We start from the raw sequence: 14,531 nt of genomic DNA on the forward strand, positions 1-14,531 counted from the left end.
CATGTGACTTCTACCAAAGTCGAACAGCGCTTATCTTCCTGACAACAAGAACAGAGGAGCGCTGAAGGGTTTCAGCATCGATCTGTTGGAGATAAGCCCATGACCGCAGCCGTTTTTTCCTCCCACCTTGCCAGCCCCGTCACCACGTCATCCAAGCTGTCGCAGGTCGCGACCCGCGTGATGAATGCTCTCATCGAGAGCCGCGCTCGGAGCGCTGCACGGGAGCTGCGCCGTCACGAAACACTCATGTCCGATCTCGGCCGCCGGCAGGATCACTCGCCCCTGTTCCTCGATCAATCCGACGATTTGCCGTTCAAGCTGTAATCAGTTCATTTGCCAAGAAAGATAAGACCATGATCATCATCACCGCCCTCAAGGCCGTCCGCGACGTCTGGACCGAGACCCTCAAGCTCCGCCGCGAACTCGCCAAGCGTTATCCGGGCGTTCTGTCCGAGTAATAGGAACTACAGGCGGGGCAGCGCACGGGCGCTGCCTCGGGTCATGACCAAAGCTGCCCAGCCGTCCAGATCGTAGCGGCGCTGCAGATACCAGCCCTGGTGCGCATAGGCCGACAGAACGCCGGGGACGTCGCGGTAGAGAAGACCCGACAGAATGATTGTCCCGTCATCGCTCGCAACCCGTGCTAGCGCCGGTGCCAGCATCCGCAGGGGCTTGGCCAGAATATTGGCGAAGACCAAATCGAAATGACCGGGGCGATCCGCTTCCGCATGGCGGATGCCGGGGCCGACATAGAGCCTCATCCACGCCGCGATCCCATTGAGCCGCGCGTTCTCCCGCGCCACCCGAACCGCCTCCGGGTCGATATCACCCGCCACGACGGGACGCTTCAGAACCTTCGCCGCCGCAAACGCGAGAATGCCCGTGCCAGTGCCGACGTCGAGCACATGGCGCGGCGTACGCATTTTCAGCTCGTCCACGAAGGCCAGCAGGCAGCCCTTGGTGGTGCCATGGTGGCCGGTACCGAAGGCGAGACCCGCCTCGATCTCGATGGCGATGTCGCTGGGCAAGCGTTGCTCGCGGTCATGAGAGCCGTGGACGAAGATGCGGCCGGCGCGAACGGGCTTGAGACCCTCCAGAGACGATTTTACCCAATCCTTCTGCTCGAGGGGAAGGAAGACGCCCTTGTCGGCCTCCGCGCCCACGATGGGGCGCAGCAGGTTGCGGATTGCCGCCTCATCGGGCTGATGCGCGAAATAGGCTTCCAGCAGCCAGGGGCCGTCATCCTCCGTCTCGAACGACGCCACGGCGGTCTCGGCCGGATCGAAGATCTCGCCGATCATGTCGGTCATGGCGCGCGCGGAGCGCTCGTCCGTGGTGATGCGGAAGACGTGAGTGGGGCGGTTGGGGTGCAGACCTTCAAGCATGCGGTCGCCTTACCATCCATCAAGGCGCAGGTCACCTGTCCGTGAAGATGAGGACCGGGAGGAACCGTCAGGGAGGCGGCTCGTTTTGCCCTCGCTCAGCAGCAGTCTTGCCCGAGGGCAAATGGCTGTGCTTGTTCCTTTCAGGAGATCCCCATGACCGGACGCCTCTTCGACAAGGTTGCCATCGTGACGGGTGCCGGAACCGGCATCGGCGAGGCGATTGCTCTCAAATTTGCTCGGGAGGGCGCCCGCCTTCTCCTTGTCGGCCTGCCGGACGATCCGGTGGAGGATGTGGCCCGGATGATCAACCGGGCCGGCGGTTTTGCCGAGATCTACCTTGGCGATATTGCCGAGGAGCGTCATGCAGAGGCTGCCGTCGAAGCCTGCCTCCATGCCTATGGGCGCATCGATGTGCTCGTCAACAATGCCGGCAAGTTTCTGGTCGCGGCGGAAACGCAGGATTATCCAATCGACAAGTTCGACGAGACCCTGCGGTCAAACGTCCGTTCGGTCTTCCTGATGACCAAGTTTGCCCTGCCTCATCTTCAGAAGACCTACGGCAACATCGTTTCCACCGGTTCGGAAGCCGGCATGATCGGTATCGCCAAGAACACCATGTACGGCGGCACCAAGGCTTTCATTCATTCCTTCATGCGCGGCGTGGCCGTGGAACAGGCGGCTTACGGTGTGCGCGCCAACTGCGTCTGCCCAGGTCCGATCGACACTGCATGGACCCACAAGTCAAGCGGCCCTATGGACCGGGAGATGGAGTCGATGATGATCGACGCGACACCGATGGGCCGTCGCGGTGCGCCGGAGGAGGTTGCGAACGTATTCTGCTTCCTCGCTTCCGATGAGGCCAGCTACGTCACCGGCGCGCTCTATGCGGTAGACGGCGGTGTGACGATCGCCAAGGGGGCCGTCGGCTCCATGGCCTCCTCGCATTTCAAGAAGCAACCCGACGGCACATTGCCGACCCGTCATTCGCATGACGGTTTGAAGAACAAGGATTACGAGACCCTCACATGAGCGATAGCCGATCAGTTCAGCTGATGCCGGTTCTTCACACCGGCGTCAGCTCCCTGGCCGGCTCGAGAACCTTGAGGCGCTCCGCCTCCTTCGCCTTGTACTCGCGCTGCACATCCGTCACGTAGTCGCGCACGATCGGTGCTGCATCGCGCTTGCGGGCGAGCTGCATGTGGAACACGAGCTGGCTGCCGGTGGTGAACATGGTCTCGGCGCTGATGAGATAGAACTCGAACATGCGGCAGAAACGCTCGTCGTACATGGCGGCGATCTTCTCGCGGTTCGCCTCGAAGCGCCGGTGCCAGTGGTTGAGCGTCTTCGCGTAATGCAAGCGCAGAAATTCGAGATCCGTCACCCAGAGCTGGTTCTGCTCGACGGTGGGGAACACCTCCGACAGTGCGGGCGAGTAGGCGCCGGGAAAGATGTATTTCCTGAGCCATGGGCTCGCCGTGCCGGGAGGGCTCATCTTGCCGATGGAGTGCAGCACCATCAGCCCCTCATCGTCGAGCAGCGCGTTGATCTTGGCGAAGAACTCGCCGTAATGATGCACGCCCACATGCTCGAACATGCCGACCGAGACGATGCGATCAAACTTCCTGTCGACCTTGCGATAATCGAGCAGTTCGAAGCGCACCCGATCCGACAGGCCCGCCCGCCGCGCCTTCTCGTTGGAGAGTTCGTACTGCTCTTTCGAGAGCGTGACCCCTGTCACGTCCACGTCCTCCATGGCCGCGAGATAGAGGGCGAGGTCGCCCCAGCCGCTGCCGATATCGAGGATCTTCAGGCCCGGCTTCAGCCGAAGCTTCGATGCGATCAGCCGCAGTTTGTTCTGCTGCGCCTCTTCCAGCGTGTCGTTATCGTTGATGAAATAGGCGCAGGAATACTGCATGCCCTTGTCGAGGAAGAGCTTGTAGAAGTCGTTGCCCAGATCGTAGTGATGCGCCACGTTCTGTTGTGCCTTGCCGACGGGGTTCGCCTGCTGGAAGCGCTTCACACCCCGCGAGATGCGCTTGAGCACGCTCTGCAGCGGATAGTTTGCCAAGGACGAGCGGTTCATCGAGAAGAGGTTCAGGAAGTCTCGTAAGCTGGAGCCTTCCTCGAAGCTCATACGGCCGTCCATATAGGCTTCGCCTGCATGCAGTTCCGGGTTGAGGAACAGCTTGTGATAGAGCGAACGGTCCGTTAGCCGCATGGTGACGCTCGGTCCCGGCTTCTCGCCGCCGAACGTGTGAATGCCGCCCTCCGCGTCGATCACCTTCAGGTTTCCAGCGCGGACGAAAGATTTCAGCATGCTCGACAAGGGAAACATCGGCACCTCTTCAGGTTTGGTCCTCTGAACCGGATGGTTCCACAGTTGCGAGCGGGTGGCTAGAGGGAGGTCGGAAGTCGCCTAAAGCACAGGAACCATGACCTCAATCGGGAACAACGGGAATCGCTTTTGTTGGAAAGGCTGACTCTTGCGGGGCTGAGAGACGCCACTCGATCCCCGCACTTACGGCACCCCGCTGGCTCCCGTGCCGCCGGCTGCTGCGGAGTAGTCGCCAGTTCAAATCGTTGTTCTGCGTCATGCCCGGCCTCATGCCGGGCATTGTCACCTCTGAGGTGCTTTTCGCTGTCATTCCGGGCTCGCCTGCTGGGCCCCGGAATGACAGTTGGAGACGTTGCGGCTCAGCCCATCGCCTCGACGAAACTGTCGAGCACCATCTTCCGCCCGGCCTTGTCGAACTCGACCGTGAGCTTGTTGCCGTCCACGGCCTCGATGGTCCCGGGACCGAACTTGGTGTGCAGGACGCGCCCGCCCAGCGTGAAGCCTGAACCGCCGGTGGATTTCGCCACCAGCTCGCCCTCGATCAGCATGGGCCCGCGCCGTTCGCCGGAACGCCGGGCGGAATAGCCGCCGTCATCGGTCGCTGCACGATGGGCCTGAGCTCGCTGCCATCCGGGAGTCTGGTAGGACGAGCCGCTGAAGGGCTGCATGCGGTCGAAGCGTGATCCGCCATGGGAGAAGTTGGCCGGAGCCTCGGCGATCTCCACGTTCGATTCAGGCAGGTCGTCAACGAAGCGGCTCGGCACCGTCGAGTTCCACAGGCCGTGGATGCGCCTGTTGGAGGCAAAATAGATCTTCGCCCGGCGCCGGGCGCGGGTGATGCCCACATGGGCGAGGCGCCGCTCTTCCTCAAGGCCCGCGCGGCCGCTCTCGTCGAGGGCCCGCTGGTTCGGGAAGAGGCCTTCCTCCCAGCCGGGCAGGAACACGGTGTCGAATTCCAGGCCCTTGGCCGCATGGAGCGTCATCAGGCTCACGCGCTCAGTGGTGTCGGATTCGTTGGCTTCCATCACGAGCGACACGTGCTCAAGGAAGCTCTGCAGGTCGGGGAATTCCTCCATGGAGCGCACGAGCTCCTTGAGGTTTTCCAATCGCCCCGCTGCATCCGCCGATTTGTCCTTCTGCCACATGTCGGTATAGCCGGATTCCTCCAGCACCGTCTGGGCGACTTCGGACTGAGACAGGGTCTCGGACAGCTTCGCCCACCTTCCGAAGGAGATGAGCAGATCGCGAAGGGTGGCGCGCGGCTTCGGCTTCAGCTCATCGGTCTCGACGATGAAACGCGCGGCCTCCATCAGGGGTACACGAGCGGCGCGGGCATGATTGTGCAGCACCTGGATCGTCGCATCGCCCAGGCCGCGCTTCGGCGTGTTCACGATGCGCTCGAAGGCAAGGTCGTCCGCAGGCTGGTTGACGACGCGCAAATAAGCGAGCGCATCGCGGATTTCTGCGCGCTCGTAAAAGCGCGGGCCGCCGATGACCCGATACGGCACACCGAGCGTCACGAGCCGGTCTTCGATCTCGCGCATCTGGGCGGAAATACGCACCAGGATGGCGATCTCGGACAGCGAGTGCTTCTTGGCGTGCAGCGCCTCGATCTCCTCGCCGATGAGTCGGGCTTCTTCCTCGGAGTCCCAGGCGCCGGTGATCGTCACCTTCTCGCCTAGCTCGTCCTCGGTACGCAGGGTCTTGCCGAGGCGGCCCTGGTTCTTGGCGATGAGGCCAGACGCGGCGGAGAGGATGTGGCCGGTGGAGCGGTAATTGCGCTCCAGACGGACCACGGTCGCGCCGGGAAAATCGTGCTCGAAGCGCAGGATGTTGTCGACCTCAGCACCACGCCAGCCATAGATCGACTGGTCATCATCGCCGACGCAGCACAGGTTCTTGCGCGCCTGGGCGAGAAGCCGCAGCCAGAGATATTGGGCCACGTTAGTGTCCTGATACTCGTCCACCAGCATGTAGCGGAAGCGGTTTTGATACTGCTCCAGAATATCCGGATGCTCACGCCACAGGCGCAGGCATTCGAGCAGCAGATCGCCGAAATCGACGGCGTTCAGGGTCTTGAGGCGTTCCTGATAGGCGCGGTAGAGCCGCCCGCCCTTGCCATTGGCAAAGGCTCCGGCTTCGCCGGCCGGCACCTGATCGGGCCCGAGGCCTCGGTTTTTCCAGCCGTCGATGTGGCCGGCCAACTGCCGGGCCGGCCAGCGCTTCTCGTCGATGCCCTCGGCCTCGATCACCTGTTTCATCAGGCGGAGCTGGTCGTCGGTGCCTAAAATCGTGAAGTCGGAGCGCAGGCCCACCAGCTCCGCATGGCGGCGCAGGATCTTGGTGCCGATGGAGTGGAACGTGCCGAGCCACTGCATGCCCTCGGCCACGGGGCCGATGACGGCGGTGATGCGCTCGCGCATCTCCCGAGCGGCCTTGTTGGTGAAGGTCACGGACAGGATCTGGGACGGGTAGGCTTTGCCGGTCGCGATCAGGTGGGCGATCCGGGTGGTAAGCACACGGGTCTTGCCCGTGCCGGCGCCGGCTAGCACGAGGACCGGACCCTCGGTCGCCTCGACGGCGGCGCGCTGTTCCGGGTTCAGGCCGTTCAGGTACGGAGATTGCGGCGCAACCGCCGCACGGGCGCGGGCGCTCAGCGAGCCGGACGCCGGCTCATGGGCCAAGCTGTCCTGCGGATCGGGTCTGGGATCGGACTGATTCATCGGCGGGACCATGGATCAAAAGGCGAACGGCGTCGAGCCCGGAATGCCTGTCGATCCTGCCGCAGGCGCGAACTTTGGGACCAAAATGTCATTGTTGACGAGGGGCCTTGTTCCCATATGAGAATGACCTGCTCGAAAAGGAATGTGCCATGCGTTTCATGGTGGCAGTAGCCGTCGTTTCCAGCTTCGTCCTGCCTCTATCCATTCCCGCGGACGCTCAAACGCGCCTGCCGCGAGTAAGCCCTTCCGAGCGATCTGCGAAGGACACTAACCGTCGGATCCGGCAGGATCAGCAGTTGCTGAACTTGGAAGAGCGGATCCAGATGGAGAACAACCAGATCCGCCAGGATATCCAGCGCGAGCGTCTCTTTGCGCCCCGCTCATTGCCCTCAATTCGTCCCGGAGCCTGCCCACGGGGTTCGATCAGCTGCTAGTGTCGAGTGCCCGAGACTGACAAGGCCTCCTGAATCTCGGTTCGATGCGGAATGCCGATGACACGGCCCAAGGCCGATGGTTTCGGCAGCCGGGCATGGGTGGTCTTCATCACGGCGAGGTTAGCCATGATGTCATCCGGGAAGGGGCTGACCTTGCGGGTTTCCATGTCCACGTGAAGGGACAGGCCTTCCATGGTGGCGGCAACCCAGCCTTCGCCCGCATGGCGGATTTCCATGTAGTAATGGATGCGCTTTTCGTCGAAGTCGACTAGTTGGAGCGTGACGCGCACTCTATCGTGCATCGCCAGTTCGCGTTTGTAGGTGGTGTGGATCTCGGCCGCGAAGAACGAAGCCTTGCGCTTCTCCAGGTAGTCCTGGCCCAGGCCGACGAGGCTGAAGCCCTCTTCCACGGCCCGGTCGAAGAGGACATGGTAGTAGGCCATGTTCATGTGGCCATTGTAGTCGATCCAGGCGGACTCGACCCGCATCGTGGAGGACACGAAGGGCGCGAAGAAAAAGACGGGGGTCCGCTTTTCCATGTCAGTCTCGTCCTTCGATCCGTCCCAGAGGCCCATCCCCTCGCGCTGGAAGAAACAATGTTAGCACGATCCGGCAGCCTGTGCATGATGGGTGCGGCATCTTTCTCATCGGAGTGTTGCCTTTGCAACGGTTCTGGTAGCTATGGATCCCGTGAGCATTACAACCGGATCTGAAGCCTCCATGAATACGCCCCACGCTGCCGTCCGCCAAAAAGCCAGCGATGCCGCCCTTGCCTCCCTCCAGGCCGAGTTGACGCGTCGCCTAGGCGACCGGGTCGCAGTCTCGGCCGCCGTTCGAGAGCAGCACGGCCACTCGCTCACCTGGGTGAAGAACCAGCCGCCGGACATCGTGGTGTATCCCCGGACGACCGAGGAGGTGTCGGAGATCGTGAAGCTTTGCGCCGTGCACAAGATCCCGATCATCCCCTACGGCACCGGTACCTCGCTGGAAGGGCACGTCAACGCCCCATACGGCGGCGTTAGTATCGATCTGAGCCTGATGAAGCGCATCATAGCCGTGCATGACGAGGATCTGGACTGCGTGGTCGAGGCCGGCGTGACTCGCAAGGAGCTCAACGAGCACTTGCGCGACAAGGGCCTGTTCTTCCCCATCGATCCCGGGGCCGACGCTTCCATCGGCGGCATGGTCGCCACACGGGCGTCCGGGACCAATGCGGTGCGCTACGGAACCATGAAGGACGTCGTGCTTGCGCTCACCGCGGTGCTGCCCAGTGGCGAGATCGTGAAGACGGCAAGCCGCGCCAAGAAGAGTTCGGCGGGATACGATCTCACGAGGCTCCTGATCGGCTCGGAGGGGACGCTGGGTATCGTCACCGAGATCACCCTCAAGCTCAACGGTATCCCTGAGGCGATCTCGGCCGGAATCTGCCCGTTCCCGTCGGTGAAGGCGGCCTGCGACGCCGTGATCATGACGATCCAGTCCGGCATCCCGGTGGCCCGCATCGAGCTGCTCGACGAGGTGCAGGTGAGGGCGGTCAACCTCCACTCCAAGCTCACCCTGCCGGAGAGCCCTTTGCTGCTGCTGGAATTCCACGGCTCCGAAGCCGGCGTGCAGGAGCAGGCGGAGCGCTTCGGCGAGATCGCGGCCGAGTTCAGCGGCGGACCTTTCGAATGGGCTACGAAGCCCGAGGAGCGCTCGCGCCTCTGGCAGGCTAGGCATGACGCCTATTGGGCCGCCAAGGGCCTGCGGCCGGGCGCCCAATCGGTGGCGACCGATGTCTGCGTGCCGATCTCGCGTCTTGCCGAATGCGTGGATGCCACGAAGCAGGACATTCTCGAGAGCGGGCTCATCGCCCCCATCGTGGGCCACGTAGGCGACGGCAATTTCCACGTCCAGCCCCTCGTGAACACGGATGATCCGGCCGAAATCGAGGCCTGCGAGGCCTTTGTAGACCGGCTCGTGCGGCGGGCGGTGGCCATGGAAGGCACCTGCACAGGCGAGCATGGCGTCGGTCAGAAGAAGATGAAGTACCTGGAGATTGAGCATGGGCCGGCGGCGCTCGGCCTCATGCGCGTCTTGAAACAGGCCATCGATCCTCACAACATCATGAATCCGGGCAAGATCATCGCGCTTTGACGGTGGAACACGGTGAACAGCGCTCCCGGTCCTTGCTGTCATGGGGTAAGGACGTGTCAGAGTAACGGAGAAAAGGCGGCTTCTTGCGCGATATCCTGACGATCATCGCCTCCATCGTGATCCTGATCCTGGCGATTGCCGTGGCGGCGCCTCCCTTCATTCCCTGGGAGGCCCACCGCGAAACAATCGATCAGATGATCGCGCGCGCGTCGGGAACGGAAGCACAGACCGAGGGCGAGATCGGCATTCGCCTGCTGCCCGAACCCAGGATCATCCTCGACCGGCTGAGGCTCGGCGGGAAGACGCCGGACTCGCCGGTCCTGACCGCCGACAATGTCTGGGCTGAGGTCGCCCTCACGCCCCTGCTGCGGGGCGAGGTGCGCTTCACGGAAACCCGGGTGGGACGCGCCGATATCCGCGTCCCGGTCTCCGGAGACGGCGAGTGGCGCCTGCCGCCGGATCTGGTGTCGGGCAGCGGCCGGGCTCGGGAATGGGCAATCGAGAACCTTGCCGTCGGCCAGCTCCTCGTCACCACCCAGAGCGCCAACACCGGCCGCACCAATCAGGCTTTTGCCGAGAACGTCCTCATCGAGGGCCAGAAGCTCATCGGCCCCTGGCGCGTTGAGGGAACGACATCGGGCGTCCCCTTCCGGCTCGTGACCGGGGAACTGGCCGAGGACAAGACGATCCAGGTCAAGCTCTCCGGCGGAGGCGACATCTATCCGCGCTTCGATCTCGATGCCCGGCTGGGACTGAGCGAAGGCGCCGGCGAGGCTGCGACCCCGAACGTCTCAGGCAAGGCCAAGATCCTGTTCGGTCCCCCGGCGCAGGTCTCCGCCGCCGGCATACCGATCCCGATCGTCGTCGAGACCGAGTTCAAGACGGTGCCGGGCGCGGTCGAGCTCAACCCCGTCAGCCTGGAAGCGGGAGAGGGCGGGGCAAGCCTTCGCATGACCGGCGAGGGGAGAGTTGGACTCAATGATCCGCGCATTTCGTTGCGTCTCGAAGGGCGCAGACTCGATGCGGACAGCTTCATCCTCTCCGGCAACGGGCAGGACTTCGCAAGCCGCCTTCAGCAATGGTCGCTGCCGCTGATCCGGGTACCGGTCGATCTCGATCTCAAGATCGACAGCATCGGCCTGGGCCAGGAGGATCTGACGAATGCCAATCTGCGCCTGTCCCTGGACACCGGACGGGCGACGTTGGATCGGATCGAGTTCACGGCTCCGGGCGACACAAAGGTGGCCCTCGAAGGACAGCTCGGCCTGACCACGAGAGGCGGCATCAACGGCAAGGTAGCGCTAGCCTCTAAAGCGTCCGACCGTCTCGCGCGCTACCTTGCCAAGATCAACCTGAACTCGCCGCTTCTGACGGCCCTGGATGGGCGGCCTGTGGAGCTCTCCTCCGAGGTCGCTTTCTCGAACCCCGTCCTGTCCTTCAATCGGCTGCGGCTGAAGATGGGCGAGTCCACGCTCACCGGCAATGTCCGCTATACGGCCCCGGAGGCAAGCGAGCGCGGCAGGCTCGAAGCCCAGGTGGCTCTGCAAGGCCTGAACCTCGACGATCTGCCCCAGGTCTCAAGCGTGTTCCAGGCGACCGAGAACCTCGACATCGGCTTCATCCTGGACGCCCGTGGGGTCAGCGCCGGCAAGAGCCCGGCGACGGGGCGGATCACCGCCCGTATCCTGTCCGACGGTCCGGCGCTGTTGGTCGAGACCCTCGACATCGTGGATCTTGCCGGCGCCAATGCCCGGGTGCGCGGGCGGATCGCCCCGGATGGCGCGGGCCGGATTTCCGGCAAGGTCACGGCCCAGCGCGCCGATCCCCTGATCGACCTCCTAGGAAGCGTCTGGATCGGCGGCATCTCGAAGCTCGTGCCGCATTTCGTCCGTGAGGGGGCGCTCGATCTCGACGTCGCCTCCGAGCGGGTGGCGCCGCCTCCCGGGTCGACCGAGCTGCGGCTGCGCACGACGGCTACGGGCCGCATGGCCGGTGGGCCGTTCGAGGGGCAGGTCGAATCCATCGACGGACGCACCGAGAGCCTGACACTCGCCCTCTCCACCGACAATACCGGGCGCTGGGTCAACCGGGCGAACATGACCGGCCTCAACCAGCCGTCCAGGATGGACCTGCGTGGCTCCCGCGCCGGAACCGGCCGGTTCAGCGTGACCCTCACCGGGGATGTCGCCGGATTGAAGGTGGCGACGACAAAGCCGTTTGCCCTGAGCGAGGGCGACGATGTGGTGGACAGCGGCGAGGCCGAGCTCGCAACCCCCGACATCACGCCCTTCCTGCGTCTGCTCGGCGATGGGGCCGGCGTCGCCCCGCCGGTGCCGGTGAGCGGGCGAGTGACTCTCGGCCGTGAGCGCGGCGCGACCCTGCTCGACATCAACGCCAAGGTTTCCAACGAACCCGTTCAAGCGCGCCTCGTGGCCGCCTCGCGGTCCGAGATCGGCGGAGACGTCTCCCTGGGCCGCCTCTCCATGCCGTGGCTTGCGGCGGCCCTGGCGCTCAATGTGCCGGGTGATCAAACCACAAACGCGATCTGGTCCACGGCCCGGTTCGGCCAGAGCGGACGCCTCGTCTCCGGCGGTCAGGTCACCTTCCGGGTCGGGACGCTCGATCTGGGCCGCGGCCTTCAGGCCACACGAGCCGCCTTCGTCGTCGGCGCGCAGCCGGACGGGATCTCCATCCGCAACCTTGAGGCGACCATCGGCTCAGGCAGGATCACCGGGACCACGACGATCACCCGGCAGGGAGCGGTCGCCACCATCGTGGGCGAGGGCGCTCTGGATCGCGTGCCCCTCTGGGCCCTGACGGGCTCTTCGCCTTTCGAGGCCATCCTGTCCGGTCCGCTCCGGTTCGGAGCAGCAGGAGCAAGCCTCTCGGAACTCGTCGCCAATCTTGGTGGCGCCGGCGACTGGCAGGTCGCCAATCTGCGTATCCCGGCAGCCGATCCGAACGTCTTCGACCGTGCTCTCAAGCGCGCTCTCGCGGAGACCGATCCTCTGGTCGAGGGCAAGGCGGAGGCGATCTTCGGGATGGAGCTTGGAAGAGGCCCACTCAACACAGGTCTGGTCCGAACGTCGGCGGCCCTCGTCAGCGGAGTGCTGCGGCTTTCACCCTTCGTGGCCGAGAGCGGGCCGGCTGTCTGGCAGGGCGGCATCACCTACGACTTGAAAACCCTCCAGCTCGATGCCCGCGGCGCGCTCACGGCAAAAGCTGCTCCGCCTGAATGGGTCGGCGCCCCGCCGTCGATCGGCTTGAACTGGCAGGGTTCCCTGACGGCCCCTGTTCGCCAGATCGACGCGGGGCCGTTCCGCAATGGGTTGGCCGCCATCGTGTTGAAGCGGGAGCTGGAGAAGATTGAGGCATTTGAGCGGGCCGCGGCGGAGCGCCAGCGCCAGATCGATGCCCAGCGCGAGGCCGAGCGTCAGAGGGCTAAGGCTGCCGAAGAGGAAGCGCTTCGGCAGGCCAAGGCCCGGGCCGAAGCCGAGAGGGCGCGAAGGGAGGCGGAACGGCTGCAATCGGAACAGCGGAGGCAAACGGAAGAGCCTGAGCCTGCCCCGTCGCAGACCTCGCTGCCGCCCTTGAACCCGCCCGTCGAGGTCGCTCCTCCGCCGTCCGTCTATGGGGCTCCGCCGGTACGCTGATCGGCGGCTCCCAACCGGGTCCGTAAATCATTGAACACGAAGACGCGGATGGCTGAGGACAGATTCTGCTCGCCGCGTTCCGCATCGATGCGGCCGATCAGAGACTGCACGGAGCGCTTGTCCCGCTCCGCGATCTCCCTCAACGCCTCCCAAAATGGCTCCTCAAGGGAAATGCTCGTCCGGTGACCGGCAATGGAGACGGAGCGCTTGACGACGGCAAAGCCCATTCACGGCGTCTCGTCAGAATCGCGCTTATGGCCTTCCAGGCGGCTCTTCGCCAGATCCTGCTCGGCCTTGCTCAGCGCCTTTTCGGCCTTGGTGCGGCCGAAGCTCGCACGGTTCTGTTCGGCGCGGATCTCTTTCTCGGCCCGCGCCTTGTGCTTGCGCGCCTGGCGCAGATTGATGATCTCAGCCATGGCGCGAATGTAGCCTATTCGCCCGGTTGAAGCATCGTTTCGGGGCGGACGACGGCGTGGAAGTGATCTTCCGCTACCCCCGCCTTCAGAGCCTCTTCCTTCAGCGTCGTGCCGTTCTTGTGCGCCGACTTGGCGATGGCGGCCGCCTTGTCGTAGCCGATGGACGGGGCCAGCGCCGTCACCAGCATCAGGGAGCGCTGCATCAGGTCCTGGAGGCGGTCGTGGTTCGGCTCAATGCCGACCACGCAATTGTCCGTGAAGCTGATCGCGCCGTCTGCCAACAGGCGGATCGACTGCAGCACGGCATTCACGATGACCGGCTTGAATACGTTGAGCTCGAAATGGCCCTGAGAGCCCGCGACGGTGACAGTGGTCTGGTTGCCCATGACTTGGCAGCAGAGCATCGTCATAGCCTCGGCCTGGGTCGGATTGACCTTGCCGGGCATGATGGATGAGCCAGGCTCGTTCTCAGGCAGTGAAATCTCGCCGATGCCGGAGCGGGGGCCGGAGCCCATCAGGCGGATGTCATTGGCGATCTTGAACAGGCCGGCCGCGAGGCTTGCCAGGGCACCGTGGGTGTAGACGAGCGCGTCATTTGAGGCGAGCGCCTCGAACTTGTTCGTGGCCGAGGTGAAGGGCAGAGCGGTCAGCTCCACAACCTTCGAGGCGAAGCGATCCGCGAATTCCGGGTGGGCGTTGAGGCCGGTGCCGACGGCGGTGCCGCCCTGGGCCAGAGCATAGATGCCGGGCAGCGTCTGCTCGATGCGAGCGATGCCGAGGCGGACTTGGGCGGCATAGCCGGAGAATTCCTGGCCGAGGGTGACTGGTGTTGCATCCTGCAGGTGCGTGCGGCCGATCTTGACGATGTCCTTGAAGGCTTCCTGCTTGTCTTCCAGCGCCTTCAACAGGTGCTTGAGGGCGGGCAGCAGGCGATCATGGACCTCGCGGGCGACTGCGATGTGCATGGCGGTCGGGAACGAGTCGTTGGACGACTGGCCCATGTTCACATGGTCGTTCGGGTGGACTGGTTTCTTGCTGCCGCGCTCGCCGCCGAGGCGTTCGATGGCAAGATTCGAGAGAACCTCGTTCATGTTCATGTTGGACTGGGTGCCCGAGCCGGTCTGATAGACCACGAGCGGGAACTCGTCGTCATACTTGCCCTGCACCACATCGGCCGCCGCCGCCGCAATGGCGTCGGCCAGGCGTGACTCCAGCTTGCCCAGATCCTTGTTCACAAGGGCGGAGGCCTGCTTCACGATGGCCAGCGCATGGACCAGGGGCAGCGGCATCCGGTCTGTCCCGATGCGGAAGTTCTGGAGGGAGCGCTGCGTCTGGGCACCCCAGAACTTGTCGGCGGGAACGTCGATGGGGCCGAAGGTATCTGTTTCGATGCGGGTGGAGGGCGACATCCTGACCTCTTTCGATGGAGTTGCGTGTTCTTATCTCAAA

At 64.0% G+C, this 14,531-nt stretch carries 12 protein-coding genes; 5 read left to right on the top strand and 7 right to left on the bottom strand.

Features of this window, described 5'->3' with window-relative positions:
* Positions 1-99: 99 nt before the first annotated feature.
* A complete protein-coding gene (locus tag I2H36_RS00900) occupies positions 100-324 on the top strand; it encodes a hypothetical protein (RefSeq protein ID WP_196262010.1) in 225 nt (74 codons plus the stop codon).
* A 140-nt stretch (positions 325-464) separates the two neighbouring features.
* On the opposite strand, the gene I2H36_RS00905 is transcribed toward I2H36_RS00900, so the two are convergent.
* Positions 465-1,385 carry a 50S ribosomal protein L11 methyltransferase gene (locus I2H36_RS00905; protein ID WP_196262011.1) on the bottom strand — a complete coding sequence of 307 codons (921 nt, stop codon included), beginning with the start codon at positions 1,383-1,385 and terminating at the stop codon, positions 465-467.
* Positions 1,386-1,538: 153 nt separating this feature from the next.
* Here I2H36_RS00905 and I2H36_RS00910 point away from each other — a divergent pair, with 153 nt between their 5' ends.
* Positions 1,539-2,414 (top strand): SDR family NAD(P)-dependent oxidoreductase, encoded by an 876-nt coding sequence (locus I2H36_RS00910; protein ID WP_196262012.1) that lies wholly within the window; start codon positions 1,539-1,541, stop codon positions 2,412-2,414.
* Positions 2,415-2,448: 34 nt separating this feature from the next.
* Here the strand turns inward: I2H36_RS00910 and I2H36_RS00915 are convergent, their stop codons facing one another.
* Together I2H36_RS00915 and I2H36_RS00920 are read right to left on the bottom strand one after the other, a co-directional pair.
* Complete coding sequence (locus tag I2H36_RS00915) at positions 2,449-3,720, bottom strand: SAM-dependent methyltransferase (protein WP_196262013.1); 1,272 nt, start codon at positions 3,718-3,720, stop codon at positions 2,449-2,451.
* A 359-nt stretch (positions 3,721-4,079) separates the two neighbouring features.
* Positions 4,080-6,443 (bottom strand): ATP-dependent helicase, encoded by a 2,364-nt coding sequence (locus I2H36_RS00920; protein ID WP_196262014.1) that lies wholly within the window; start codon positions 6,441-6,443, stop codon positions 4,080-4,082.
* 149 nt (positions 6,444-6,592) lie between these two features.
* Here I2H36_RS00920 and I2H36_RS00925 point away from each other — a divergent pair, with 149 nt between their 5' ends.
* Positions 6,593-6,877, top strand: a complete 285-nt coding sequence (locus I2H36_RS00925; RefSeq protein ID WP_196262015.1) for a hypothetical protein — start codon at positions 6,593-6,595, stop codon at positions 6,875-6,877.
* Here I2H36_RS00925 and I2H36_RS00930 read toward each other — a convergent pair.
* The gene (locus tag I2H36_RS00930; protein ID WP_196262016.1) at positions 6,874-7,416 is read right to left on the bottom strand and encodes a thioesterase family protein; all 543 of its coding nucleotides are present in this window, start codon (positions 7,414-7,416) and stop codon (positions 6,874-6,876) included. The two genes, I2H36_RS00925 and I2H36_RS00930, sit on opposite strands and share 4 nt — an antisense overlap.
* A gap of 181 nt (positions 7,417-7,597) precedes the next feature.
* Here I2H36_RS00930 and I2H36_RS00935 point away from each other — a divergent pair, with 181 nt between their 5' ends.
* On the top strand, positions 7,598-9,013 hold the full coding sequence (locus tag I2H36_RS00935) for an FAD-linked oxidase C-terminal domain-containing protein (RefSeq protein WP_196262017.1): 1,416 nt from the start codon (positions 7,598-7,600) through the stop codon (positions 9,011-9,013).
* An 83-nt stretch (positions 9,014-9,096) separates the two neighbouring features.
* Positions 9,097-12,666, top strand: a complete 3,570-nt coding sequence (locus I2H36_RS00940; RefSeq protein WP_196262018.1) for an AsmA family protein — start codon at positions 9,097-9,099, stop codon at positions 12,664-12,666.
* Here the strand turns inward: I2H36_RS00940 and I2H36_RS00945 are convergent.
* Genes I2H36_RS00945 through fumC form a run of 3 tightly spaced genes read right to left on the bottom strand, consistent with a single transcriptional unit; the run spans position 12,642 to position 14,491 of the window.
* Positions 12,642-12,893 (bottom strand): ribbon-helix-helix domain-containing protein, encoded by a 252-nt coding sequence (locus I2H36_RS00945; RefSeq protein WP_196262019.1) that lies wholly within the window; start codon positions 12,891-12,893, stop codon positions 12,642-12,644. The two genes, I2H36_RS00940 and I2H36_RS00945, sit on opposite strands and share 25 nt — an antisense overlap.
* Positions 12,894-13,082 carry a DUF4169 family protein gene (locus I2H36_RS00950; RefSeq protein WP_196262020.1) on the bottom strand — a complete coding sequence of 63 codons (189 nt, stop codon included), beginning with the start codon at positions 13,080-13,082 and terminating at the stop codon, positions 12,894-12,896. It abuts the gene before it with no gap.
* 14 nt (positions 13,083-13,096) lie between these two features.
* The gene (fumC, locus tag I2H36_RS00955) at positions 13,097-14,491 is read right to left on the bottom strand and encodes a class II fumarate hydratase (protein WP_196262021.1); all 1,395 of its coding nucleotides are present in this window, start codon (positions 14,489-14,491) and stop codon (positions 13,097-13,099) included.
* Positions 14,492-14,531 lie beyond the last annotated feature (40 nt).

Source organism: Microvirga terrestris (genome assembly GCF_015694425.1).
In the GTDB taxonomy this organism is placed as follows: domain Bacteria; phylum Pseudomonadota; class Alphaproteobacteria; order Rhizobiales; family Beijerinckiaceae; genus Microvirga; species Microvirga terrestris.

Excerpts from the sequence above, each read along its gene's own strand:
- I2H36_RS00900 (WP_196262010.1), top strand. The coding sequence starts at position 100 with ATGACCGCAGCCGTTTTTTCCTCCCACCTTGCCAGCCCCGTCACCACG.
- I2H36_RS00905 (WP_196262011.1), bottom strand. The coding sequence starts at position 1,385 with ATGCTTGAAGGTCTGCACCCCAACCGCCCCACTCACGTCTTCCGCATC.
- I2H36_RS00910 (WP_196262012.1), top strand. The coding sequence starts at position 1,539 with ATGACCGGACGCCTCTTCGACAAGGTTGCCATCGTGACGGGTGCCGGA.
- I2H36_RS00915 (WP_196262013.1), bottom strand. The coding sequence starts at position 3,720 with ATGTTTCCCTTGTCGAGCATGCTGAAATCTTTCGTCCGCGCTGGAAAC.
- I2H36_RS00920 (WP_196262014.1), bottom strand. The coding sequence starts at position 6,443 with ATGAATCAGTCCGATCCCAGACCCGATCCGCAGGACAGCTTGGCCCAT.
- I2H36_RS00925 (WP_196262015.1), top strand. The coding sequence starts at position 6,593 with ATGCGTTTCATGGTGGCAGTAGCCGTCGTTTCCAGCTTCGTCCTGCCT.
- I2H36_RS00930 (WP_196262016.1), bottom strand. The coding sequence starts at position 7,416 with ATGGAAAAGCGGACCCCCGTCTTTTTCTTCGCGCCCTTCGTGTCCTCC.
- I2H36_RS00935 (WP_196262017.1), top strand. The coding sequence starts at position 7,598 with ATGAATACGCCCCACGCTGCCGTCCGCCAAAAAGCCAGCGATGCCGCC.
- I2H36_RS00945 (WP_196262019.1), bottom strand. The coding sequence starts at position 12,893 with ATGGGCTTTGCCGTCGTCAAGCGCTCCGTCTCCATTGCCGGTCACCGG.
- I2H36_RS00950 (WP_196262020.1), bottom strand. The coding sequence starts at position 13,082 with ATGGCTGAGATCATCAATCTGCGCCAGGCGCGCAAGCACAAGGCGCGG.
- fumC (WP_196262021.1), bottom strand. The coding sequence starts at position 14,491 with ATGTCGCCCTCCACCCGCATCGAAACAGATACCTTCGGCCCCATCGAC.